General features: G+C 67.8%; 17 protein-coding genes and 1 pseudogene. 5 read left to right on the top strand and 13 right to left on the bottom strand.

What is annotated here, in order from left to right; all coding sequences use genetic code 11:
• Positions 1-147: 147 nt before the first annotated feature.
• The gene (locus LTH93_RS01040; RefSeq protein ID WP_241464586.1) at positions 148-621 is read right to left on the bottom strand and encodes a hypothetical protein; all 474 of its coding nucleotides are present in this window, start codon (positions 619-621) and stop codon (positions 148-150) included.
• Between the two features lie 289 nt (positions 622-910).
• Between LTH93_RS01040 and LTH93_RS01045 the strand changes: the two genes are divergently transcribed.
• Positions 911-1,768, top strand: a complete 858-nt coding sequence (locus LTH93_RS01045; protein WP_241469635.1) for a DUF6544 family protein — start codon at positions 911-913, stop codon at positions 1,766-1,768.
• A gap of 362 nt (positions 1,769-2,130) precedes the next feature.
• Positions 2,131-3,081, top strand: coding sequence for an alpha/beta fold hydrolase (locus LTH93_RS01050; protein ID WP_241469638.1), 951 nt, complete (start codon positions 2,131-2,133; stop codon positions 3,079-3,081).
• A gap of 442 nt (positions 3,082-3,523) precedes the next feature.
• On the opposite strand, the gene LTH93_RS01055 is transcribed toward LTH93_RS01050, so the two are convergent.
• A complete protein-coding gene (locus LTH93_RS01055; RefSeq protein ID WP_241469640.1) occupies positions 3,524-3,967 on the bottom strand; it encodes a ComEC/Rec2 family competence protein in 444 nt (147 codons plus the stop codon).
• Positions 3,958-4,470 (bottom strand): annotated as a pseudogene (locus tag LTH93_RS01060) (ComEC/Rec2 family competence protein); the annotation flags it as partial. The pseudogene LTH93_RS01060 and the gene LTH93_RS01055, both read right to left, overlap by 10 nt.
• A 226-nt stretch (positions 4,471-4,696) precedes the next feature.
• On the opposite strand from LTH93_RS01060, the gene LTH93_RS01065 reads away from it, so the two are divergent.
• Positions 4,697-6,478, top strand: a complete 1,782-nt coding sequence (locus tag LTH93_RS01065; RefSeq protein WP_241469644.1) for a tachylectin-related carbohydrate-binding protein — start codon at positions 4,697-4,699, stop codon at positions 6,476-6,478.
• Between the two features lie 428 nt (positions 6,479-6,906).
• Here LTH93_RS01065 and LTH93_RS01070 read toward each other — a convergent pair whose 3' ends face one another.
• The 4 genes from LTH93_RS01070 to leuS form a co-directional block, all read right to left on the bottom strand.
• A complete protein-coding gene (locus LTH93_RS01070; RefSeq protein ID WP_241469646.1) occupies positions 6,907-9,396 on the bottom strand; it encodes a ComEC/Rec2 family competence protein in 2,490 nt (829 codons plus the stop codon).
• On the bottom strand, positions 9,393-10,250 hold the full coding sequence (locus LTH93_RS01075; RefSeq protein ID WP_241469648.1) for a helix-hairpin-helix domain-containing protein: 858 nt from the start codon (positions 10,248-10,250) through the stop codon (positions 9,393-9,395). Before LTH93_RS01075 ends, LTH93_RS01070 begins: the two co-directional genes overlap by 4 nt.
• 128 nt (positions 10,251-10,378) lie before the next feature.
• Positions 10,379-11,380 carry a DegV family protein gene (locus LTH93_RS01080; protein WP_241469650.1) on the bottom strand — a complete coding sequence of 334 codons (1,002 nt, stop codon included), beginning with the start codon at positions 11,378-11,380 and terminating at the stop codon, positions 10,379-10,381.
• On the bottom strand, positions 11,380-13,935 hold the full coding sequence (leuS, locus tag LTH93_RS01085; RefSeq protein ID WP_370642611.1) for a leucine--tRNA ligase: 2,556 nt from the start codon (positions 13,933-13,935) through the stop codon (positions 11,380-11,382). Before leuS ends, LTH93_RS01080 begins: the two co-directional genes overlap by 1 nt.
• Before the next feature lie 77 nt (positions 13,936-14,012).
• On the opposite strand from leuS, the gene LTH93_RS01090 reads away from it, so the two are divergent.
• Positions 14,013-15,104, top strand: a complete 1,092-nt coding sequence (locus tag LTH93_RS01090) for an alpha/beta fold hydrolase (RefSeq protein WP_241469652.1) — start codon at positions 14,013-14,015, stop codon at positions 15,102-15,104.
• Positions 15,105-15,161: 57 nt separating this feature from the next.
• On the opposite strand, the gene LTH93_RS01095 is transcribed toward LTH93_RS01090, so the two are convergent.
• Complete coding sequence (locus LTH93_RS01095) at positions 15,162-17,180, bottom strand: primosomal protein N' (protein ID WP_241469654.1); 2,019 nt, start codon at positions 17,178-17,180, stop codon at positions 15,162-15,164.
• A gap of 85 nt (positions 17,181-17,265) precedes the next feature.
• Between LTH93_RS01095 and LTH93_RS01100 the strand changes: the two genes are divergently transcribed.
• Positions 17,266-17,946, top strand: a complete 681-nt coding sequence (locus LTH93_RS01100) for a TVP38/TMEM64 family protein (RefSeq protein ID WP_241464578.1) — start codon at positions 17,266-17,268, stop codon at positions 17,944-17,946.
• Positions 17,947-18,006: 60 nt separating this feature from the next.
• On the opposite strand, the gene metK is transcribed toward LTH93_RS01100, so the two are convergent.
• From metK to mihF, 5 genes are all read right to left on the bottom strand, one after another.
• Complete coding sequence (gene metK, locus LTH93_RS01105; RefSeq protein WP_241469656.1) at positions 18,007-19,224, bottom strand: methionine adenosyltransferase; 1,218 nt, start codon at positions 19,222-19,224, stop codon at positions 18,007-18,009.
• A gap of 44 nt (positions 19,225-19,268) precedes the next feature.
• A complete protein-coding gene (locus tag LTH93_RS01110; RefSeq protein WP_241469658.1) occupies positions 19,269-20,588 on the bottom strand; it encodes a bifunctional phosphopantothenoylcysteine decarboxylase/phosphopantothenate synthase in 1,320 nt (439 codons plus the stop codon).
• Between the two features lie 87 nt (positions 20,589-20,675).
• Entirely contained in the window at positions 20,676-20,939 is a 264-nt protein-coding gene (rpoZ, locus tag LTH93_RS01115) for a DNA-directed RNA polymerase subunit omega (RefSeq protein ID WP_036476028.1), read from the bottom strand.
• A complete protein-coding gene (gene gmk, locus LTH93_RS01120) occupies positions 20,936-21,541 on the bottom strand; it encodes a guanylate kinase (RefSeq protein ID WP_241464575.1) in 606 nt (201 codons plus the stop codon). Before gmk ends, rpoZ begins: the two co-directional genes overlap by 4 nt.
• A 26-nt stretch (positions 21,542-21,567) precedes the next feature.
• Positions 21,568-21,888 carry an integration host factor, actinobacterial type gene (gene mihF, locus LTH93_RS01125; RefSeq protein WP_241464574.1) on the bottom strand — a complete coding sequence of 107 codons (321 nt, stop codon included), beginning with the start codon at positions 21,886-21,888 and terminating at the stop codon, positions 21,568-21,570.
• Between the last annotated feature and the right edge of the window lie 28 nt (positions 21,889-21,916).

A 21,916-nucleotide genomic window follows, 5' to 3' on the forward strand; every position in this document is an offset into this window, starting at 1 on the left:
GCCGGCGACGGGTAACCCACGTACGGGCTGGGACCTAGCCCAGAGCGTTCCGACCGGCGACCCGCCACAACCTGGCGTCGGCCCGCCGCGGCGCTGCTCGCAAACCCACTGAACGGCCGTGTGTGTTACTTGACGACCGGCACGGATTCAGCTTTTGGGAGCACCTGTTCTTGTGACGCGCCGAGTGCGGGGCCGGCCTCCTGCCCCCAGGCCGCGTGACCCCTGCGAGGCAGTTGTCCAGATGGCGGCACCAAGGAGGACGACGTTGGCGGCGGTGCCTGCCTTGGCGTCCGACCAGGAAGAGATGACCATGACTTGCGAAACGATCGCAGCGGGCGCCGCAAGCGCCGCCCACCAGCGAGGTGGACCAAGGGCGAGCGTCACGGCCGACGCAATGACAAGTGTGGCCGCGAGCAACCAGAACGCTGCAGCCAGGACTGAGATGGAGGAGCTCAGCGCCTCTACGTCGGCCCAACCGAATCCCTTGACCGCGCCGAGAAGGTGGATCAGGCCATGGAACCCAATGATCGCCGCGGTCACCCACCACCACGCTCCCTTCATGACAACCCCTTCCGCGGTCGAATCCTCAGCGCCAGGCGCGAGCCCTTGGCTCTGGATCATAAGGATCTCTCCTCGCGCCGTGAAGGGCCTTTGGTCAGACCGCGCACAGACGACATGGGTGGGCGCACCCTGACGGACCGCACGGTTCCCAGTTCGTGACATCGACCCACCTGGACGCCCTGATCACCACCGTCTCCCCGGCCCGGCTGGCCCGGTCGCCCACCGCGTCTCATCGCAGGGTCAAGCGTGCAGCGGATCGCCCCAAGCGCGTCTCGCGCGGTAACTTGAGTACCGTCAGTGACGGAGGTCCTGGGTCCGTCCCGCACTGGCTCGATGAGAGGTGAGACGGGTGGCCAGAATCCACAACCGCACGCTGATGGTCTACGGCGGCCTGACCCTTGTCGTCCTGGTGGGGGCATCGGTCATCGGCCTCGGCAGGTACACCTTCGAGCGACGGATCAACGGCCAGATCGACGAGGTGCTGGAGTCCGGTGCTGCGGTCACCTTCGATCCAGTGTGCCAGGAAGACCTCGTGGGCCTCCCCGGGCCTGTTCAACGCTGGCTGCGGTGGTCCGGGGTGGTCGGCAAGCCGATCCCCTCCACGGTCCGGTTGCAGCAGGAAGGCGAGCTGCTCGTGGGTGACCTCGGCTGGCTCCCGTTCACCGCCGAGGAGTACTACTCGACGCAGCCGCCGGCCTTCGTCTGGAAGGCCAACACCCGCATCGCACCGGGCTTACCGGTGATCGGGAAGGACAGTTATCTCGACGGTCGCGGCGCGCTGGAGATGCGCGTGCTGGGTCTGGTTCCGGTGGCCCGTGATACTGGGCCCGAGATGGACGAGGGCGACCTGCTGCGGTACCTGAACGAGATCCTGTGGTTCCCAGCCGGCTCCTTGATCCCCGAGATCACCTGGGACCCCATCGACGACGGCGCCGCCCGGGCCACCATGTCCTACGGCGGCGTCAGTGGCACGGCCACCTTCTTCTTCGACCGGGAAGGTCGGCCCACGAACATGATCGCTGAGCGGTACGACCGTGACTACGGGGCGGTGTTGCCGTGGTCGACGCCGATGAATGCTTATGGAGAGTTCGACGGTGTCCGCGTACCAACCGAAGGCGAGGCGGCCTACTCCCGCGAGAACGGTGACTTCTCCTACATCCGGCTGACGATCACCGATGTCAATTACGACGTGCCGGAGCGGTACTGACTCAGGACGTGGACCTCGTGCCCGCCGACGGACATCCGGTGAGCCCGTCGGTCAGAGACCCGGCCGGTATCCGGCACCGGTCCGAGGCTGTTGCAGGGAACCGAGGCCAGTGGACTTCGGTGGAGGTCACCTTCCCGTGGGTTCTAGCCGGGCGCCTTGCTGACTTGGTAGCCTCGGCTCCGGAAGTGGTTGGCGGGTCGGCACGGCCGATGAACGGCGCCTGCTCACGGGCTTGCTCGGCCTGACACCTCGGCAACGCTGCTCACTCCAAGGTCGGTACGAGGAGGCGCTGCAGTGGGTAGCGCCGCTGGTGGCTCGCGTCGACCCGAAGGGGCGGAGCGCCAATGTGGAAAAGGTGTCAGATGCGCACAGCAGAACAACGCAGCCTGAATGCAGTTCAGCGCACTGAGGCGTACCGCGAAGTCCTCATCGACTCCGGTGGGCTCCCGGTCGCGCTGTCGGTCTGGGACGCAGGGCCCGGTGCGCCCGCGGTTCTCTTCCTTCCTGGGACGATGACTCACCCGCTGTTCTACGAGGAGTTCCTGGACGCAGTGAACCGCGCCGGTGTCACCGTCGTTGGGCTTCACCCGGCCGGGCACGGGAAGAGCCCCCGGCTTCACCGCCGACACCTGACCTTCGGTGACCTCATTATGAACGCTGTGGACGCCGTCACATGGATGCACAGCCAGTACGCGGGTGCCCCCGTCATGGTGCTCGGATCCTCTCAAGGCGGGGTGCTGGCTCTGGCAGTGGCAGCTCGCGCACCCGGCGTGGCAGCTGTGTTCGCTCACAACGTCCTGGACCCGGCTCTGCCCGCCACTCTCGGGGTCACCCGGGCACCGACCTGGTTGTCCCCGGTGTACGGCGCCCTAAGGCGGGGCATCGGCGTCCTGGGCCGGGTCGCTCCCGGGGCACCCGTGCCGTTCGACGCCTACCTTGACGCGCGTCGGGTCTGTGGCAACCCCGAGGTCATCAAACGGTTCTACACCGACCCCCTCGGTCTGCGCTCCTACCCCCTCAGCCTGCTGGCCGAGATGATGACCAGCGAGCTGCCCGGCCCGGCGCGCTGCCCTGTCGTCGTCATCGCCGCGACCGGCGACCCGTTGTTCGACATCTCCTATACCCGCCAGGTGTTCCAACGGATCGAGGCCCCGAACAAAGAGTTGCTCATCATCGACAGCGACGAGCACCTGATTTTTACCGAGTCCCTGGACGTTGTACTCCCCGTGCTGGTACCCAGGCTGATGGCCGCGGGGGCCGCCGTGTCTGAGTCCCCTAGGACGTCGGAGCAGACGCGCCCGAAGGCGAGGTGAGCAACCTTCCTTCCAATGGCGGGGCCGGTCATCGCCGGCGTCAGCGACTCAGCCCACAGGGCGGCCTGCCCGCCGCGAGGCTAAGCCGAGACTCATGTCGTCGCAAGCGTCCACCGCGTGCTACTCGTACACCCAATGAACCTCGGCTTCGTGTGTCTTTCAGAAGACTTGTCCATTCATCGGAGAGGTCGGCCGGCACCCACCTGGCCGGTGTCCGGCGCTGAACTCGGCCCACTGCGGAAACGTCCGTGATCGGCCCGGCTCACAGACCCTCACCCATTCGGGAAGCGCTGCAGACAAGGCTGAGCAGACCCCAAGATTGGTGGGGGCATCAAACATCGATTCGTCCGCAGGACCACTGGGGATTCAGCTCAACGGGATCACCGGGCGCGGGAAGGTGCAGATCCGAAGGCTTCCCAAGCCCATCCGATCTCGGCTCGAATCAAGGAACAGCGGTCGCGTCCAAGCCACCAGCATCCAAGGTGAACACCACCGTCCCGTGCAGATCAGTGCGGTAGACCGCGGCACCCAGGTCCTCCAACGTGGCGATGATCTCAGCGGAGGGGTGTCCATAGGTGTTGTCCTCCCCCACCCCGATCAGCGCCAGCGCCGGCCGGGTCACCTCCAGCACCTCGGTGCCGCCGTTGGCCGCCCCATGATGAGCGACCTTGAGCAGATGAACACCTTCAGGGGCTCCCGTCCGGCGCAGCCACGAGGCAGCCACCTCCTCCTCCAGATCCCCCAAGGCCAGAAGACGCAGCGGCTGACCCGCGGAGCCCACCGCCCCCTCATCCAGCTGAGGATCCGCGATCTCGAAGAGCGCCACCAGAGAGTTGTCATTGGCCTCAGCGTGATGCGCCTCGGCGGCCCATATGGTCAGCCGCACACTGAGCCCCTGGGTGAACTCGAAGCTCTCCCCGACCTGGGGCCGGTGCACCTGGCGGGCACCGCGTAGGTGTTGACTGCGGCCGAGAGCGGCAGCAGCACCGGGGTGACGAAGAGCTGCGCGGAGAACGCCAGGGCCAGCGGCGCCGCGAGAATCGCCGGCAGGAACGTCTCCAGCCGCTCCCGGATCCGGGTCCCGATCACCACGATCCCCGCCGTGGCGGCCGCGGAAAGCTGGAACGCCGGCTCAGTCGCATAGAACGGATCAAAGACCAACAGGCCCAGCACACAGACACAGAGCAGCGACAACGCCGCCCGGCCGCGCCCGGCGAAGAGCGACACCGCCGCGATGCTGCCCATCACCCCGGCACGGATCACACTGGGCTCCGGGTGCACCAGCAGCACGAAGAGCACCAGTCCGATGACCGCGACCGGAACAGTCGTCCATCGCGGAGCCCGCACAAGACGCACGAGCCCCATCAGCGCACCCATGACCAAAGCGCAGTTGGCGCCGCTTCCAGTTGCCGATTCGTATGTCTCGGATAGGGGTTTTACGACCGACGCGTCGGCTTCTGCGGGACACTCCCTTCATCGCGCTGGCAGCTGGACTTCTGTTTCCGAGTGCGCTGCAGATGAGGCTCGTCTTGCCCTAGTCGCGAGAAACCTGGGCGAGTATCCTATATCACATGTAGCTGGTGGTCCGTCGTGGGAACCAGTGAAGGAGGCAGTGATGCCCGATCTCGAAGGTGACGAGGTCTACGTCACCGTGGCGCAGATGGTCCCGTACGTGAACTACGTCGTGACGGCCTATAAAGCCCTGGAGGCCATCTACAACTTCGGTCGCGAGAGCAAGGTCGAGAAGGCGCTTCGAGAGTTGGACGAGCGGCTTACTCGGTTAGAGCAGTTCGTCACCGATCTTGATGAACGCTTGAGCGAGCTGGAGGCGAAGGTCGCCCAAGGTGAGAATCGAGCTCGCGTCCGCACGATGCGAGAGCACCAACTCTCCTTCAGTGAGCTTGGGCGCGACCTCACGAATCGACCCCAGGATGCGGCAGTCGTTGCGGCCAACGCTTTAGACCGGTTGCGCGCGATGTACCGAGACGACGATCTATGGCTCTGGAGCGACGCGATTAAGAAGCCAGATGACGCTCCGAGCAGTTGGCGCCCGGCGCCGACGCGATTCAAGGGACTCCCCCTCCCAATCTTCGCGTACGGGGCGATGATATGGGTGTTCTCAGCGCAGGAAGCCATTCGCGCAAGCGGCGATCGCGCGACTTACCGCAAGGGCGCCGACGAAGTACTCACGTGGGTTGCCACACGCGCCGAGTACGTCGAGTACCAGACTCCCCCCCAATCGCTGGCGGAGCGCTTCCGGCACGCAGTACGCGTCGAAATCATCATAAGCACCAGATACGTCACCCCCACCGGACGCTGCGACTACAGTTTCGTCGCCGTCAACGACATCGAACGGACGCGAAAGGGCCTGCGCGGAGTCTCGATGCACGTCGGTCGCCCCACGACCAGTACGTTCTGCACAGCCGACCCGCGGATCGCCGAAGGTGACGAGGCAATCCTGGAAGACGAGTTCCCCCAACTTATGACCTTGCGCATGCTGGAGGATGCTGTCACTAGAATCAAGACTCGGGGCACCCTCGTCGACCCATTTATAGGTCAGTTTCCGAACTGGACAGCGCACAGATTGACGTTGTATGGGATCCGGCCCAACGGCGATCTCCACCGCTTCCAGCTCGAGACTACGACTGCACTCACCGATCCTCCGAAAGTCACCCCGATAGGTGGGGTAGTTGGTACCGGCTGGCACAACTTCACCGAGGTCCACGGAACGTACGACAAGATCATGTATGCGTTCTCTGGTGACCGTGCAGTGAACTGGTATCGGCACGACGACGTCGGCAGAGGTCCAGCCGGGTGGTCGGGCCCCCGACGAATCCGAGCCCCATACGAATTCCCGCTGCTAGGGGAAGGACAATGGCACGTCAACGCTGGGGGCGGCAGCTTCATGCTTGTACGAACCTTCCATGATCCCCGTGACTTCCGCATCAAGCGTTCGCTCGAGTTGATCAGGCACCGGGATGCATCCAATGGCACAGGCTCGTTGGGCAAGAGCTCCATGATCGTTTCACAGTGGCGGTATTACCCCAAGTTCTTTGGCGGCGGAGAGGGCGTGCTCTACGGCATCGATGAGAGCGGCGACCTCTTCTGGCACCGCCACACGTCCTGGCCCAATCCGGGCACGGCTCTCGAAGGCCCACACAAAATCGGTAATGGGTGGAACGTCTTCGAACGTGTCTTCGCCCTGAACTCGGGGTTCATCGCAGGCATCTACCCGAACGGCGAGATGGCCCTATACCACTTCACTCAATGGCGCTGGGGCCCTCGTGGTGCACAGCCAGTTTGGCGAGGACCAATCCGAGTACCTGGCACGCAGTGGCGAGGGTTCCAGACCTTGATCCCGATGGTAGGGGATGCACCCGTGGGCGGGGTTAACTGATCGACTACGACGCGGTCTCGCTCGGTAGCCCTGTGCCTAATCCTAGTAATGGCAAGAGTGCCGCTCCGCGGCAGGTCGAGGGCTACCGCCGCTAGTTCTGTAGAACTCCAAACATGGTGATATGTCAATTTCCACCGAGGTGACGCACTCGTCACAACTCCCGAGCCAGATCTGACTCGTGCAGGATCCAGGTGCCGCTCGCCGCGTGGATGGCATTCGGGACATTGGCCCCGGTGATTTCGAGAACGGGTCTGCTGACGGTTTAGTTGACCTAGTGACGTGACCTACAGCAGACCCATGTTTGGTCTGTCAGCGGTAGCGCTCACAACTGAAGATTACTCGTTCAGAATGCGCGGACCACAGGATCATAGGGTGAAAAGAAGGGGAAGATCAGAATCCTTCCCAAGCCCATCCGATCTCGGCTCGAATCAAGGAACAGCAGTCGCGTCCAAGCCACCAGCATCCAAGGTGAACACCACCGTCCCGTGCAGATCAGTGCGGTAGACCGCGGCGCCAAGTGCCTCCAACTTGGCGATGATCTCAGCGGAGGGGTGTCCATAGGTGTTCTCTTCCCCCACCCCGATCAGCGCCAGCGCCGGCCGGGTCGCCTCCAGCACCTCGGTGCCGCCGTTGGCCGCCCCATGATGAGCGACCTTGAGCAGATGAACACCTTCAGGGGCTCCCGTCCGGCGCAGCCACGAGGCAGCCACCTCCTCCTCGAGATCCCCCAGTGTCAACACCCGCAGCGGCTCATCGACGGACCCGACCGTCCCTTCCGGCAGATCAGGGTCCACGGTTTCGATGAGCGCCACGAGCGAGTTGTCATTGGCCTCGGCGTGATGCGCCTCGGCGGCCCATATGGTCAGCCGCACACTGAGCCCCCGGGTGAACTCGAAGCTCTCCCCGACCTGGGGCCGATGCACCGGGATGCTCGGGGGCAGCTCCCCGACCGATTCCACTTCGGCTTCCACGTCCCAGCCGGTGCTGCCGGCATGCAGGATCAGCCCCGGCGCACGGTCCTCAATGACCCCTGGGGTCCCGCCGTAATGGTCGCGGTGTTCATGAGTGAGCAGCAGCGCCTCGACCGTCTCCACCCCCAGCTTCCTGAGGCACTCATCTGCCAGCAGCGGGTCCTCCCCCGTATCCACCACCACGCCGGCGGACTCTTGGGTGCGGACCACCAGCATGTCGCCCTGCCCCACATCACACAACGCCACCCGCCACTGATCAACCCCACGTGAAGGCACCAGCGCCGTCACCGGCAGCACCAGGGCCAGCATCGCCGCCGCAGCTACCGCCAAGAGGACCACATGCCAACGGCGGAACCGATCCACCAGCCCCCAGGCCAGCACAAGTGCGGCGAAGATATAGAGCACCACCAGACCCCAGCCCACCCAACCCTCCGGCCACGGAGCAGCGGCCTGCGGAAGCCCCGCCGCGACCCTGCCGATCATCCCGAGACAGGCCGCCGCCAACCCGCAGCACCACAGGATCGGCACCGCGACCCAGGGCAGGGTCGTGGAGATCACCGCAGCTAAGGTACCCGGCACGGTGATGAACGGCACGAACGGGGCGGCCAGCACATTGGCGGGCACCGCGTAGGTGTTGACTGCGGCCGAGAGCGGCAGCAGCACGGGGGTGACGAAGAGCTGCGCGGAGAACGCCAGGGCCAGCGGTGCCGCGAGAATCGCCGGCAGGAACGTTTCCAGCCGCTCCCGGATCCGGGTCCCGATCACCACGATCCCCGCCGTGGCGGCCGCGGAAAGCTGGAACGCCGGCTCTGTCGCGTAGAACGGATCAAAGACCAGCAGGCCGAGCACGCAGAGGCAGAGCAGCGAAAACGCCGCCCGTCCGCGCCCGGCGAAGAGCGACACCGCCGCGATGCTGCCCATCACCCCGGCACGGATCACACTGGGTTCGGGGTGCACCAGCAGCACGAAGAGCACCAGTCCGATGACCGCGACCGGAACAGTCGTCCATCGCGGAGCCCGCACCAGACGCACGAGCCCCATCAGCGCACCCATGACCAAAGCGCAGTTGGCGCCGCTCACCGCGGTCAGGTGGCTCAGTCCGGCGGCGCGCATCGCCTCGCTGAGCTCCTCTTCTTGGTGTGTCCGGTCACCGAGGATCAGCCCCGGCAGCAGCCCGGGGGCGTCGCCGACGGCGTGTGACGATGCGTCCGCCGTGGCAGAGCGCAGCCCGTTGAAGATCTGTGTGAACTCGGCGCGACCATCTGCGCGAAGCCGCTCCAGGGCCCCACCGAAGGGGAAGGCCACTGCGGTCTCGCGCTGACCTGGGTCGGTCGGGTTGAGCTTCACCAGTCCCTGGTAGCGCTGACCCGTGATCAGGGGCAGCACCTCCGCTGCGGACCTCGCGCCGGACCCCCGGGCAGGGCGTTCACCGGACTCCCCCGCAGCTTCTTCTCCGGTCTCAGGATCCGACTGCGCTGCGGCGTCCTGGATGATCACCACCGGGGCGTCCACGGGGACCGGGCGCTGCTCCCCCGGCATGGTCGCCGCCTCCACCATCGCGTGGGCCATGACCCGGTCGGCACCGTCGAACCCCGGGGTGGCCAGGATCTCGGGCTGCCCAGAGATCCGCAGCGTCACCATCACCGGTGTGTCACCCGCCACCGCCTGCGCCCATCCGCTCATCTGGTGCGCTCGGGCATCTGTCCCGGCCTGGAGAACGACGACTCCCGCCAGGACGCAGCAGAGCAGCACATGCAGCGCTACTGGAGCGGTCACGAGTCGATTCAGCAGCGAGGCGATCATGGTCAGCAGCACTCCTGCGCCGAGCAAGCACCATCCCAGCTGCAACGTTGGTTGCCAGGGAAGATGCACCGCCAGCAGGGCTGCGGCCCAGGCCGTCAGCGCGGCGGGAAGCAGCCGCAGATCCAGCGGTCTCGCGGTGGTCACCAGGTCACCAGACCTTCTACATCCGCCAGAATCACCGGCCCGATGCCGCTGACTCCGGCGAGCTCCTCCAACGAGCCGAAGGGGCCGTTGGTCTCGCGGTGGCTGATGATCCGCTCCGAGAGCGCCGGACCGATTCCGGGCAGCTCCTGGAGAGCCGTGGAATCGGCGGTGTTGAGGTTGATCAGGTCTCCGGTGCCCGACCCAGGCGCTGCTCCGGCCGCCGATCCAGGTGCCGCGCCCGCTCCTGTGCCCGCTTCGGCGCCGGGTGCCGTCCCTGGCGGGCCGGCGGGGTCCTGCCCGGCGGTCGGTGGACCCGTCCCGGCCTCGAGCTCCTCCGGCGTCGGCACCCAGATCACCGTGCCGTCCTGGACCGGAGCGGCCAGATTCAGACCACCCGGATCCGCCTTCGAGGTCATCCCACCTGCGGCCTCGATCGCCTCATGCACGCGCGCACCGGAGGGGAGCTCCACCACGCCCGGGGACGCGACCGCTCCGCCCACATGGACCACGACTGGAATCGATTCCGCGGCACCCTGCTGCGTATCTGCCGACCCTGGGTCGGCGGGGGCACCGGAGGGGTTCGGGGGCGCTGGCCCCTCGGCCTGCCCTGACATCTCCGTGGGGCCGCCTCCGGTCTGCGCCACCCCCTGCAGCGGTGGAGGTTCCGGCACGGGCGCCCCCGCCGGGCTGGTGCTGCTGAGCCAGGACACGGCCAGCCAGGTCAGCAGCGCGATGACGATCACCAGCACTCCGGCGAGCTTCAGCCGGATCCGTGCCGGGGCGGCGTGCTCAAGTTCGCGCTCCGCGCGCAGCCGCTCGCGCCGTGTCAGCTGATCCTCGGCCCAGACCTCCATGAGGCCACGCTAGAGCCGTTCTCAGCTCTGCTGCGCGGTGGAGAACCTGCTGTGCGCAGCGGGCCGCGGCGTCGTCGTCAGGCAGGAGTTGGGGAAAACCGTTCTGCGGAACGGTCCCCTCCGCAGCGTCAGGAGCCGGCGGGCAGGGCGGGATTCAACGACACCGCAAGCGCTCCGAGCCCGAGGTGGGCGCCCAGGGCGGGAGGAAGATCCACCACCGGCACCGGGGCCGCCGAGAGCGGGGCCAGAGCTTCGGCGAGCTCCAGGGCCTGTGCTGGATTGCCGAATCCGTGGACCCCCAGCCGCGGGGCGTCCATGCCGTGGGCGTGCTGCGCGACCCGGGCATGGAGTCGCTCCAGGGCGCGCGGCATGGTGCGTGGGCGCTCCACCGGCTGGATCTCGCCCTCGATGAGCTGCAGCAGCGGTTTCACCCAGAGCAGTCCCCCGATCAGCGTGGACATCGCGTTGATCCGGCCGCCGCGGCGCAGCTGGTCCAGGTTGGGCAGCACGAACAACGATTCTGCCCGCTCGGCGCTGGTCGTCGCGGCTGCGGCCACCCTCGCCAGCGAGCCGCCGAGCTGCGCGGTCATCGCCGCGTCGATCACGCTGTGCCCGAGGCCCAGCCCGGCCTGGCGGGAATCGACGACCGTGACCGGGAAGTCCAACTGACCGGCGGCCAGCCGGGCGGCCTCCACGGTGCCGGAGAGCTTCGCGGAGAGGTGGATGGACACCACCCCGGCGTAGCCCTGGTCCTGCAGCGACTGATAGGACTCCAGCAGTCGTCCCGGCGAGGGCCGTGAGGTCCGCACCGTGGTCCCCTGAGCCAGGGCAAGCGGGAGGTCCCGGTCCAGCTCCTCGCTGGTCTCCGGGTAGATCTGCTCACCGATCATCACCGGGATCGGCACCGAGATGATGTTCGCCCCGATCTGGCCCAGCAGCACCTCCTGGGTCCGGCGGTCCACCGGAAGCGAACAGGAGGAGTCGGTGACCACCGCGATGCGCCCCTTCTTGCGGCGCAGATTCGGCTTGCGCCCCGGCACCGCGGCGCGCCGCGCGAGCAGGTCGGCCTCGATGGCGCTGCGCCATCGGGCCAGACTCTGCTGGCAGCGTTCCGCGGGCCGGTCGGTCATCAGCCGGTCACGACGTTGACCAGCTTCGGTGCGCGCACGATCACCTTGCGCACCCCGCCGCCGTCGGCGATGTACTTCTGGATCCGGGGCAGCGCGAGCGCCTGCGCCTCGAGATCCGACTCGGTGATGTCTGCGGCGACCTCCAGCTTGTCGCGCAGCTTGCCCTTGACCTGGACCACCGCGGTGACGGTGTCCTGGACCAGCAGCGATTCATCCACGGCGGGCCAGGCGGAGTTCGCCACCGAGGGGGCGTGGCCGAGCATCGCCCACATGTCCTCGGCGGTGTAGGGCGCGACCAGGGAGAGGATCTGCGCGGTGACCTCTGCGGCCTCGCGCACGGCAGGATCAGCCGCGCCGGCGCCCGCGTCGATCTCCTTGCGGGCGGCGTTGACCAGCTCCATGGTCCGGGCGATCACCACGTTGAACTTCTTGTCCTCGATCAGCTGCGCGGCGTCCTGGATGGTCCGGTGGGTGACCGTACGCAGCGCCTTGGTCCCGCTCGCAGGGTCAGACCCGGCGTCGGAGCTGACGTCCTGGGCGAGCCGCCAGGCGCGGGCCAGGAACTTCGCCGAGCCGAAGGGTGACACGTCGGCCCAGTCCACGTCGTCCTCCGGCGGGGAGGCGAAGACCATGGTCAGCCGAATGGCGTCGACCCCGTAGATGTCGAGCTGCTCGCCGAGGTTCACCCCGTTGCCCAGGGACTTCGACATGGCCCTGCCCCCGTTGAGCACCTGGCCCTGGTTCAGCAGCGCCTTGAACGGCTCCGTGAAGTTCACCAGGTTCAGGTCGAAGAGCACCTTGGTGAAGAACCGGGAGTAGAGCAGGTGCAGGATGGCGTGTTCGACGCCGCCCACATACTGATCGACCGGCAGCCACTTGTTGATCTCTTCGCTGGGGAAGATCTCGGCGTCGTTGTTCGGGTCGATATAGCGCAGGTAGTACCAGGAGGAGTCCACGAAGGTGTCCATGGTGTCGGTGTCCCGGGTGGCGGCGCCGCCGCAGGACGGGCAGTCCACGTTGACCCAGTCGGTGGCACCGGCCAGCGGGGACTTGCCCTTGGGCGCCAGCTGCTCGCCGCGCATGCCGGTCGGCAGCTTCACCGGCAGCTGGTCCTCCGGGACCGGGACCTCGCCGCAGCCGGCGCAGTGGATGATCGGGATCGGGGCGCCCCAGAAGCGCTGCCGCGAGAGCAGCCAGTCGCGCAGTCGGTAGTTGACCTTGGCCTCGCCCACGGACTTCTCCGCGAGCACCTCGATGGCACGGGCGATCGCGGCGTCCTTGTTCAGGCCCTCCCATGCCGGGGAGTTGATCGCGGTGCCCTCACCGGCGGTGGCGACCCCGGTCTCGGCCGGGTCCTCCGCGCCGGTGTCGACCACCACGCGGACCTTGAGCCCCATGGTGCGGGCGAACTCCAGGTCGCGCTGGTCGTGGGCGGGCACGCCCATCACGGCGCCGGTGCCGTAGTCGGCGAGCACGTAGTCAGAGGCCCACAGCGGCAGCTCTTCACCGGTGACCGGGTGGATCGCGTGGCGGCCCAGGAAGACGCCGGTGCGTTCCCGCTCGGCGGACTGGCGCTCGATGTCGGAGACGCTGCCCAGCGCCTGCCGGTAGGCCTCCAGCTCTGCCCGCTTCTCCTCGGTGACCAGCTCCATGGCCAGGTCGGCATCGGCGGCGACCACCATGAAGGTGACCCCGTAGAGGGTGTCGGGGCGGGTGGTGAAGACCTCCACCGGCGGGTGCTCGGCGGCGCCCTGAGCGGAGGTGATGTCGAAGCGCACCGAGGCGCCGGTGGAGCGGCCGATCCAGTTGCGCTGCATGGAGAGCACCCGGTCAGGCCAGTGGCCCTTGAGCTCGTCCATGTCTTCGAGGAGCCGGTCGGCGTAGTCGGTGATCTTGAAGTACCACTGGTTCAGCGACTTCTTGATGACCGCGGTGCCGCAGCGTTCGCAGGCGCCGTCGACGACCTGCTCGTTGGCCAGCACGGTCTGGTCCTTCGGGCACCAGTTGACCGGGGAGTCCTTCTTGTACGCCAGGCCCTTGTTGTAGAACTGCAGGAACAGCCACTGGGTCCAGCGGTAGTAGGACTCATCCGAGGTGTGCAGCCGGCGGGTCCAGTCGGTGCTGATCCCGTAGCGCTTGAAGGAGGCCGCCTGGGTCTCGATGTTGGCGTAGGTCCAGTCCGCGGGGTGGGCGTCGTTCTTGATCGCGGCGTTCTCGGCGGGCAGGCCGAAGGAGTCCCAGCCGATCGGGTGCAGCACGTTGTAGCCGCGCAGCCGGGCGTACCGGGCGGGGATGTCACCGATGGCGAAGGCCTCGGCGTGACCCATGTGCAGATCGCCGGAGGGGTACGGGAACATGTCCAGCACGTACTTCTTCTCCCGAGTGTCGGCCGGATCCACCACGAAGGTGCCCTGTTCCTCCCAGAGGGGCAGCCAGCGGGCCTCCATCTCCTGGAAGGAGTACTGCTTCTTCTCGCCGCCCTGGGAGTCAGTCGAAGGGCTGCTGGGCTGAGTCGCAGTGGTATCGGCTGCAGCGGTTTCGCTCGCGTGGCTCACCTGGGGGGCACCTCGTCGTCGTCGGGTCGTATCTTGGACCCCGCCAGTCTAATTGAGTTCACCGGTAGGCTGGGCCAGTGAGCCGCACGTGGACCGAGCACCCAGCCCGGACAGGAATCAGACGAGACGTCTCGCTGGACTTCGCCTCCCCCAAGGCCGAGATGGACACCGGGATAAGCGACAAGACCGACGACGGCGCGGAGCGGCTGAGCACCTCTGCGGCGGTCTGGCACTACCCCGCCCAGGTGCCCTCGCCCGCCGCGACCGCCGTCCCGGCGGCTTCGCCGGGTCATGTGCGCCGGCTGCTGCTGATCCACGGCTTCCGCGGGGACCATCACGGGATGGCGCTGATCGTGGACGCACTGCCGGAGTTCGAGGTCTTCGTCCCGGATCTCCCCGGTTTCGGCGCCACACCGCCGCTGCAGCGCGGGCCCGACGGTCCCGCTGAACACAGCCTGGCGACCTATGCGGCCTGCGTGGAGGCCTTGGCCGAGACACTTCAGCTGGGGCCCGACGATGTGCTGGTGGGCCACTCCTTCGGCTCGATCGTGGTCGCGGCCCACGCCGCGCAGAGAAACCCAGCGGCCCACGCCGCGCAGAGAAACCCAGCGGTCCACGCCGCGCAGAGCAGACCAGCCGCCCACTCGACCAAGCCGCGGCGCTGGGCAGGGCTCGCGCTGTTCGCCCCGATCAGCAATGACATCTTCACCGGCAGCCTGCTGCCCGGCGCCGCCGCCGTCGACCTCTACTACCGGTCCAGCCAGTGGCTGCCCGAACGATGGGCGCAGGCACTGCTGCGGTCGCCGCTGGCGCAGGCGGTCACGAACGTCTCTATGATCGTCACCAGGGTGCCGGAGCAGGTGGCGTATATCCGGGATCAGCACCGCCGGCACTTCAGCGGCTTCGCAGATCCGCACTCGCTGCTGCAGGCCTATTGGGCCTCCAGCCGGCACACCGTCACCGAATTCGCAGAGCTGCTCGACCTGCCGGTGCTCCTGGTCCCGGGGGCGCAGGACCAGTTGAGCACCCCCGCCGGACAGCGGGCGCTGCGCCGGATGATCCCGCAGGCTCACTCGGAGGTGCTGTGCGGCACCGGACACCTGCTGCACTATGAGAAGCCCGCCCAGGCGGCCCGTGCGCTGCGCCGCTTCATCGCCACCTTGGACTGAGCGCCGCCGATCGAGTCGGAACCCTGAGCTCAGATCTGCAGGCGAAGAGCCACAGGCTCAGAACTGCAGGCTGGCGATGTCGTCCATCGCGATCCGCAGGCCACGGCCGCCGCGTGCGGCTCCCGGAGGCGCCGCGCTGTGGGTGCGGCGGATCCGGCGGATCTCGGTGACCACCGCGGCGGCCTCCGCGTAGCCGAAGAACAGCAGATAGCGGTGCCGCCCGTCCTCCAGCGGGGCCGGCCCGATCCAGCTTCGGCCCGCGGGCAGCTGCACCTGGCCGAGGAAGGCCTCCGCCTCGGCCGGGTCACCGGTGAGGCTGAGCATCCGCTGCGCCGGCGGCAGCCCCAGTTCCAGCCGGTTGTAGAGCTCCCGACGGGCATACGTCACCGGGTCCCAGCGCACCAGGGCGGCGGTGAGCTCCTCGGCGTCGGCGGTGATGACCACGGTGCCGCCGTGGGTCTTGTGCGGGCGGACCAGGGAGGCCGCACGGAACCAGCGTGAGAGCACCTGGCGCGGCACGTCCAGGCCCTCGCGGCTGAGCTGGGTGTCCCCGTCGAGCAGCAGCGCGGTCGCGTACCCGGCTTCCGCCACCGGCTCCACCCCGGGGGTGCTGACCACCAGGGCGGGCTCCTGGCCCACCTCGGCGATCGGGTGATCCGCGGTGGAGGAGATGACCGGGGTGTTGGGGAAGGCGCGGCCGAGCTCCTGGGCGGTGCGATCGGCTCCGCGGGTGCCGGCCCGGAAGGTGGTGGAACCGCACTCGGTGCAGCGGTGGTTGCGGTGGTGCAGCCCGCACCAGCGGCACTTCAGCGTCCGCGACTGCCCGTGGTGGGCGGGCAGGCTCAACGGTCCGTGGCACTGCGGGCACTGCTGGCGGCTGCGGCAGCGTTCACAGAGGACCGCCGGGATGAACCCGCTGCGCGCGACCTGGATCAGCACCGGTCCTTCCTGCAGCCCGTCCCGGGCCGCCTTGTACGCGGCTGCGGGCAGCCGGGCCTGCCGGAACGCCGGTTCGCGCTCCTGCTCGTAGGAGTCCGCGGTGGCGATCATCCGGGGCGCGGCGGCGCGGCGCTCTTCCCGCTCAGGGGCGGCCTCGGTGAGCCAGCCGCGCTCGATGAGCCGCTGGACCTCGAGGCTGCGTGAGGTGGAGAGCATCACCAGCTCAGCTCCGGTCTGCACCGTGCGCAGCAGCGCCACCTCGCGCACGTGGTGATACGGAGCCCGAGGCGCGGCGTGGGTCTGCTCGCCGTCTTCGAAGACCATCAGCAGCCGCAGTCGGGGCACCGGGGCGAAGACCGCCGACCGGGTGCCGACCGCCACCCGGGCCTGCCCGTAGCGCAGCTGCAGAAACGATCGGTACCTCGCGGAGGGGCCCATCTCCGCGGTGAGCTGGACCGCCACCCCACTGCCCAGCGTGCCGGTGAGCACCTCCATCAGTGCCTCGACGTCGCGCTGGTCCGGGACCACGACGACGGCGTCACCCTCCCCTGCCAGACACTCCTGCACCCGGTGCAGCACCTGCCGCGTCCAGGACTGCTCGCCATAGGACTTCAGTGCCAGCGCGGCGCTGCGCGGTCGGGGATTCTCTGGGTCAAGCACTGTGGCCGGAACGCGCAGACCGGCGTAGTCCTTCTCCACCCGGGCAGCGCGCGGGGGGATGGCGGCGCGCAGCACGTCGGCGGTGACCCCCGCGCCGCGTTCGGCGACCTGCTGGGAGAGGTGCAGGATGTCTTCACCGAGCACCGGCAGGGCGGTGACGAGCTTGGTGATCAGGGAGAGCCGAGAGGCGGTGGAGGGCTCCTGCTTGCGACGCAGAACGTAGCCGGTCATCTCCCGTCCCGAGAAGCGCAGCTTCACCCGGCACCCCGGGACGATCTTCTCGGCCAGATCGATGGGCACCACATAGTCGAAGGGGCGATCCAGATGCGGCACGGCTGATTCCAGCAGCACCTCCGCCACGGGGAGGTCATCGGTGGCCCCGGCGGGCAGCTGCGGGGCGGGCTGCGGCGCCAGCGAGTCCAGCAGGGCAGGCTGGTTCGACTGCTGCTGCACCTGTGATGCCGGCTCTTCCGCCATGCTGGTTCACCCCCTACCGAGATTTCCGCTGCCCTGCGATCGTATCTCTCACCATGGACACAGACCGATGCGTAGAGTTGACCCAATGAGCGAAAAAGCCCTCGGTCCCGCCTGGGGCTCCTTCATCCGCAACGCACTGCTCGTGGCCGTGCTCCTGGGCATGATCTACGCCGCCTTCAATCTGCGGCTTCCCCCCTTGGATGAGCTGCAGCAGCGCATCGAGGACTTCGGCTGGGCCGCATGGTTCGTGTTCATCCTGCTCTACGCGGCGGTGGCCATGACCCCGATCCCGGTCACCATCATGGCCGTCAGCGGCGGACTGATCTTCGGCACCCTGCTGGGCAGCCTGCTCTCGGTGGTCGGTGTGCTGATCGGCTGTTTCGCCGCCTACCATCTGGCCCGCTTCCTGGGCACCCAGGCCGTGCGGAAGCTGCTGGGATCCTACGCAGAGAAGGTCGAGGCGCACTTGCGGGGTGCCGGCTTCGAGGCCGTCTTCGCCCTGCGGCTCATGCCTGGGGTTCCCTATTGGCCGGTGAACTACGGCAGTGGTGCGTTCGGTGTCTCGCAGCGCGACTTCGTGGTGGCCAGCGCGATCTCCACCGTGCCCGGACAGGTCTCGCTGGTGGCGCTGGGGGCGTTCATCGCCGATCGCACCATCGTCAACGGCGTGGTGATCGGCGTGTCCTGGGCCATCGTGGTGGCGCTGACGATCTGGGCCTACCGCAGCTGGCGCGGAACCTCGAGCCACCGCCTCCCCGGCGCCTGAGCCAGCAGCCGCAGGAGAGCCGGAAGCCGCGACCGGCCTGCGACTGCTCCTGCTCGTGGGTCAGGCGTTGAAGAAGGACTTCAGCTGCTCGACCCGGTCCAGGCGCTCCCAGGGGAAGTTCTCCCCCTCCCGGCCGAAGTGCCCGTTCTTGGAGGTCTCGCGGTAGATCGGACGCAGCAGGTCCAGATCCTCGATGATGCCCAGCGGACGCAGGTCGAAGATCGCGTCGATCGCGGCCGAGATCTGCATCGGATCCACCTTCTCGGTGCCGAAGGTCTCCACGTAGATGCCCACCGGGTGGGCGCGACCGATCGCGTAGGCGATCTGGATCTCGGCGCGGTCGGCGAGTCCGGCGGCCACCACGTTCTTGGCCACCCAGCGCATCGCGTAGGCGGCGGAGCGGTCCACCTTTGAAGGGTCCTTGCCGGAGAAGGCGCCGCCGCCGTGGCGCGAGAACCCGCCGTAGGTGTCGACGATGATCTTGCGTCCGGTCAGCCCGGCGTCGCCGACGGGTCCGCCGACCACGAAGGGTCCCGACGGGTTGATGATCTCGGAGAGCGTGCCGAGGTCCAGCCCGGTGTGCTCCAGCACCGGGGCGATCACCTGGGCGCTGATGTCGCCCTGGAGCTGCTCCTGGGAGATCTCAGCGGTGTGCTGGGTGGAGACCACCACGGTGTCGAGGCTGACCGGGCGGTCGCCGTCATAGCCGATGGTGACCTGGGTCTTGCCGTCGGGACGCAGGTAGGCCAGCTGGCCGTCCTGGCGGACCTTGGTCAGCTGCGCGGAGAGCTGGTGGGCCAGCGAGATGGCGCTGGGCATGTAGGACGGGGTCTCGTTGGTGGCGTAGCCGAACATGATGCCCTGGTCACCCGCGCCCTGGGCGTCCCGGCGGTCCTCGGCACCGCCACGGGCCTCCATCGAGTTGAAGACCCCGGCGAAGATCTCCGGGGACTGCTGGCCGATGGAGATCGAGACGCCGCAGCGGGCACCGTCGAACCCGTTGGCGGAGGAGTCATAGCCGATGTCGAGCAGCGTGTTGCGCACGATCTGCGGGATCTCCACGTAGCCCGAAGTGGTCACCTCGCCGGCGACATGCACCAGACCGGTGGTGGTCAGCGTCTCCACCGCCACGCGGGAGTTCTTGTCCACGGCGAGCAGCGCGTCGAGGATCGCGTCGGAGATCTGGTCACAGATCTTGTCCGGGTGACCGATGGTCACGGATTCGGAGCTGAAGAGGCGCAGCGAGGACGCAGCCGCGGGGGTGTTGGAATTCGTCACTCGGTAATCCTACGGCAGGCCGATCCGCGGCTGATCTGCGTGCTTCACACGACGTAAGCCGCGGCCGCGGCGATGATCGCCTCGGCGGCCTCATGCTTGGTCCCGCGCAGGGTCACCACCGCGGAGCCTTCGACGGTGAGCCTCGGTGGGGTGAGGATGTGGATCTCGGTCTCGTCGCGTCCGAAGACCAGCGTCTCCCCCACCTGGTTGAGCACCAGCAGGTCACAGCCCTTGCGCAGCAGCTTCGCCCGGGCCAGTTCCAGCGGGTCAGCCTCTGCACTGCCGGTCTCCGCCGCGAAGCCGACGATGACGGCCGGCCCGGTTCCTGCGGACCGGCGGTGCTGGACCGTCTCGGCGAGGATGTCGGGGGTCCGCTCCAACGTGATGACCGGGTTCTCGCCGTCCTCGGTCTTCTTGATCTTCTGCGCGGCGTAGGCGGCCGGGCGGAAGTCGGCGACGGCGGCGGCCATGATCAGCATGTCGGCAGCCGGTGCGGCGCGCTGCACCGCCGCCTGCAGCTGAGCGGCGGTCTCGATGTGCTCCACGGTGATGTCGGGAAGCTGTGCGGGGGGCCGGACGTCCATGGTCCCGGCGATCAGGTGCACCTTCGCGCCTGCGGCCGCGGCGGTCTCGGCCAGGGCCATGCCCTGTTTGCCCGAGGAGCGGTTCCCCAGGTAGCGCACCGGGTCGAGGGGTTCGCGGGTGCCGCCGGCGGTGATGACGACGGTCCGGCCCCGCAGGCGCCCTGGGGTCGGAGCTGCGGCTGACGCCTGGTCCAGAGCCTGGTCCGGAGCTGAGGCCGAGGCTTCCGGCGTGCCATGTCCGGCCGCACCGTCGATCTCGTGGAGAAGTTCGGTGACCCGGGCGTAGATCTCCTCGGGTTCGGGGAGCCGTCCGGGCCCGGTGTCCTTGCCGGTGAGCCGGCCGACGGCGGGTTCCATGACCTCGATGCCGCGGGTCCGCAGCACCTCGACGTTCTCGGTGGTGGCCGCGCTGTTCCACATCTCGGTGTGCATCGCGGGGACCAGCAGCGTGGGGGCCTCGGAGGCCAGCAGCGTGGTGGTGAGCAGGTCATCGGCCATTCCGGCGCGGGCCCGGGCCAGGAGGTCAGCGGTGGCCGGGGCGACGACGACCAGGTCGGCCTCCTGGCCGAGCCTGACGTGGCGGACCTCGTCGACTCCGGAGAACACGGAGGTGGTCACCGGACGGCCGCTGATCGCCTCCCAGGTGGCGCGCCCGACGAACTTCTCCGACGCGGGGGTGGGGATCACGTCGACCTGGTGGCCGGCTTCTCGCATGAGTCGCAGGAGGTGGACCGCCTTATAGGCGGCGATGCCGGCACTGACTCCAAGAACGATGCGCATCCGCCCAGATTACCCCGCAGGCCCTGTCGAGGGTGACTGCGGGGTCGGGCCGCTGAGCCGGCAGTGCCGCTGCGCAGCAGATCCTGATCAGGAGGCGGGGTTGACCGCGGGGTGGTTGACCAGCAGGTCTTCGTTGATCTCGCGCAGGGCGATGGACATCGACTTCTCGTTGAGCTTGGTGTCCACCAGCGGTCCCACGTACTCGAAGAGGCCCTCGTGCAGCTGGGCGTAGTACGCGTTGATCTGGCGGGCCCGCTTCGAGGCGAAGAGGACCAGCGAGTACTTCGAGGCGCTCTTCTCCAGGAGGGAGTCGATCGACGGGTAGATGATGCCTTCGGTCTGCTCAGTCACTTGGGGAGATGTCCTTCAGATTGGGGTGATGCATGGGTGAAGCCCATGCGGGCTACAAGTTCGGCTGCGGCACGGTCGAGCTCGTCATTGATGATCGAAACATCGAATTCCTGCTCTGCGGCAAGCTCTATCTTAGCCGTTTCCAGCCTGCGCCGCTGTTCCTCCTCGGATTCGGTGCCGCGTCCGACCAGCCGGGAGACCAGGTCCTCCCACGAGGGGGGTGCCAGGAACACGAACTGCGCCTCGGGCATCGTGGCCCTGACCTGGCGGGCTCCCTGCAGATCGATCTCAAGCAGGACCAGCCTCCCGTCCGTCAGTGCGGCGTCCACGGTGGAGCGCAGGGTGCCGTAGCGGTGCTTCCCGTGCACGGTGGCCCATTCCAGGAACTCGCCGTGCTCGATGAGCTCGTCGAAGCGTTCGGGGTCGATGAAGTGATAGTCGACACCGTCCACCTCGCTCGGGCGCGGCTCGCGGGTGGTCGCGGAGACCGAGAAGTGCACCTCGGGATAGTGGGTGCGGATGAATCGGCTCAGCGTCGACTTGCCGACGGAGGTCGGTCCGGCGAGCACGGTGACGGCGGGACTGCCGGGGACTGCTGACAATGCACTGGCTCCTTGGGCTGGGATGGTCAGCCCAATTCTGCCAGATACTCCTTCAAGGCTCGTCGCTGCTTGACCCCGAGTCCGCCGAGTCGGCGGTTCACCGAGATCCCCAGGTCCTCCAGCGCCTTGGTGGCGGTGACGCGACCGACCCCGGGGAGGGACTCCAGCAGCTCGAGCGTCTTCAGCCGAGCCACCGCCTCGGAGCTGGAAGCGCGTTCGAGGACCTCATCGAAGCCGATGCCCCCGTTGCCGAACTCCTTCTTGAGCTGGGCCCGTTCGACGCGGGCGGCCAGTGCCTTGCGACGGGCGGTGTCCCGCTCTTCCTTGGTCAGTTCTCGCAGTGCCACGATTCTCCCCCAACGTCCGTGGTGCAGT

It is taken from the genome of Nesterenkonia sp. DZ6, from assembly GCF_022565835.1.
Taxonomy (GTDB): Bacteria; Actinomycetota; Actinomycetes; order Actinomycetales; family Micrococcaceae; genus Nesterenkonia.

What these genes read in the sequence shown, in the direction of transcription:
- LTH93_RS01040 (WP_241464586.1), bottom strand. Translation starts at nt 621, where the DNA reads ATGATCCAGAGCCAAGGGCTCGCGCCTGGCGCTGAGGATTCGACCGCG.
- LTH93_RS01050 (WP_241469638.1), top strand. Translation starts at nt 2,131, where the DNA reads ATGCGCACAGCAGAACAACGCAGCCTGAATGCAGTTCAGCGCACTGAG.
- LTH93_RS01065 (WP_241469644.1), top strand. Translation starts at nt 4,697, where the DNA reads ATGCCCGATCTCGAAGGTGACGAGGTCTACGTCACCGTGGCGCAGATG.
- LTH93_RS01075 (WP_241469648.1), bottom strand. Translation starts at nt 10,250, where the DNA reads ATGGAGGTCTGGGCCGAGGATCAGCTGACACGGCGCGAGCGGCTGCGC.
- LTH93_RS01080 (WP_241469650.1), bottom strand. Translation starts at nt 11,380, where the DNA reads ATGACCGACCGGCCCGCGGAACGCTGCCAGCAGAGTCTGGCCCGATGG.
- LTH93_RS01095 (WP_241469654.1), bottom strand. Translation starts at nt 17,180, where the DNA reads ATGGCGGAAGAGCCGGCATCACAGGTGCAGCAGCAGTCGAACCAGCCT.
- LTH93_RS01100 (WP_241464578.1), top strand. Translation starts at nt 17,266, where the DNA reads ATGAGCGAAAAAGCCCTCGGTCCCGCCTGGGGCTCCTTCATCCGCAAC.
- LTH93_RS01110 (WP_241469658.1), bottom strand. Translation starts at nt 20,588, where the DNA reads ATGCGCATCGTTCTTGGAGTCAGTGCCGGCATCGCCGCCTATAAGGCG.